Origin of the sequence: Paenibacillus sp. AR247, assembly GCF_002968895.1 — a bacterium.
GTDB classification, from domain to species: Bacteria; Bacillota; Bacilli; order Paenibacillales; family Paenibacillaceae; genus Paenibacillus_AQ; species Paenibacillus_AQ favisporus.
This window is the reverse complement of the sequence record NZ_PCZT01000009.1, coordinates 1,864,058-1,865,397: the sequence shown is the minus strand read 5'-3', so window position 1 is coordinate 1,865,397 and position 1,340 is coordinate 1,864,058. Positions and strand designations below refer to the sequence as shown.

General features: G+C 56.6%; 2 protein-coding genes. Both read left to right on the top strand.

Annotated features, from left to right (window positions below):
- The coding region (locus CPT76_RS17165; protein ID WP_105444117.1) for a nucleotidyltransferase family protein at window positions 1-614 on the top strand (614 nt) is incomplete at its 5' end.
- 55 nt (window positions 615-669) lie between these two features.
- On the top strand, window positions 670-1,269 hold the full coding sequence (locus CPT76_RS17160) for a GNAT family N-acetyltransferase, cg3035/Rv0428c family (protein WP_105443702.1): 600 nt from the start codon (window positions 670-672) through the stop codon (window positions 1,267-1,269).
- Window positions 1,270-1,340 lie beyond the last annotated feature (71 nt).

Below are 1,340 nucleotides of genomic sequence, written 5' to 3'. Positions count from 1 at the left end.
GCGGCATTTCGGAAATCGTACTGGTCAGCAACCACAGGTTTGCCTCCGCATTTCGGGCATGGGCCGAGTCGCGCGAATGTAGCGTACCGGTGCGCGTACTCGACGATGGTTCCACACATGAAGAGAACCGGCTCGGAGCGGTCGGCGACATGGCGTTTGCCGTAAAGGAAATGGGAATGGAAGAAGACCTTCTGGTCATGGCCGGGGACAACGTGTTTACGTTCGACCTGCAGGAGTATGTCGACTATTATTACAAACGGCAGCGCGACTGCATCCTCGTGCAGCCGATGGAACGTACGGAGGAATTGCAGCGGGTTGGCGTCGTCCAGCTTGATGAGGGGGACACCGTCCTGTCTTTCGAGGAAAAGCCGGCGCATCCCCGGACGAATCTCGGCGTGCTCGCCGTGTACATTTACCGCAAAGACACGCTGCCTCTCATCGGCGAATATCTGAATGAAGGGAATCAGCCGGATGCACCTGGATATTTCCCTGAGTGGCTGTGCCAGCGCAAGGAGATGGCCGCATACCGGGCACGGGGAACGAGTTATGACATCGGGACGCCGGAGGCTTACCGAGAGGTGACGGAGAACTATGCAGCTTTGTTTGGGAATTGAATATTTATGAGTTTAAATGTATATTTATCCGTAAGATACTGAAGGAGCGATATACATGTATAAGTTTTTGGAGGAAATCACGATCAACACGTGGCCGGCCAAGTATTCCGCTCAGATGAACGGTTGGCTGGTCCGCTATGCGGACGGATACACGAAGCGGGCGAATTCGGTCAGTCCGATTTACCTGGACCCGGGCTGCGATGTGGAAGGCAGTATCGCCGCCGCCGAACGGTTTTACCGGGATGCCGGTCAGCCGGTCATTTTCAAGATGACTCCTTATGTTATGCCGTCTGATCTGGATGAACGTCTCGCCGGGCGGGGATATATTCAGGTGGACCTATCCAGCGTGCGGATTCTGGATCTTCAGCGAGAAACGGCACCGGTGGCTGACCTGGGGCTTCATGTCGTGTTCCGGGACCGGCTGGATACCGGCTGGCTCGAGCAGATGTCCCTTATGAACGGAATACCGGGCCACGGGCAATCGGTCTTGGCGCACACGCTGGCCTCAACTCCGCTCAAGCAGGGATTTTTCCTGTTACTGCAAGGGAGTGAGACGGTAGCCGCCGGACTCGGCGTCATTCAAGAGGGATGGCTGGGCCTGTACGATATCGTGACACATCCTGATTTCCGGGAGCGGGGGTTTGATTCCAGCTGATCCAGCGCATGCTGGCATGGGGCCGGGAGCAGGGCGCGCAGTCGTCGTTTCTTCAGGTCGTTCAGGCCAAT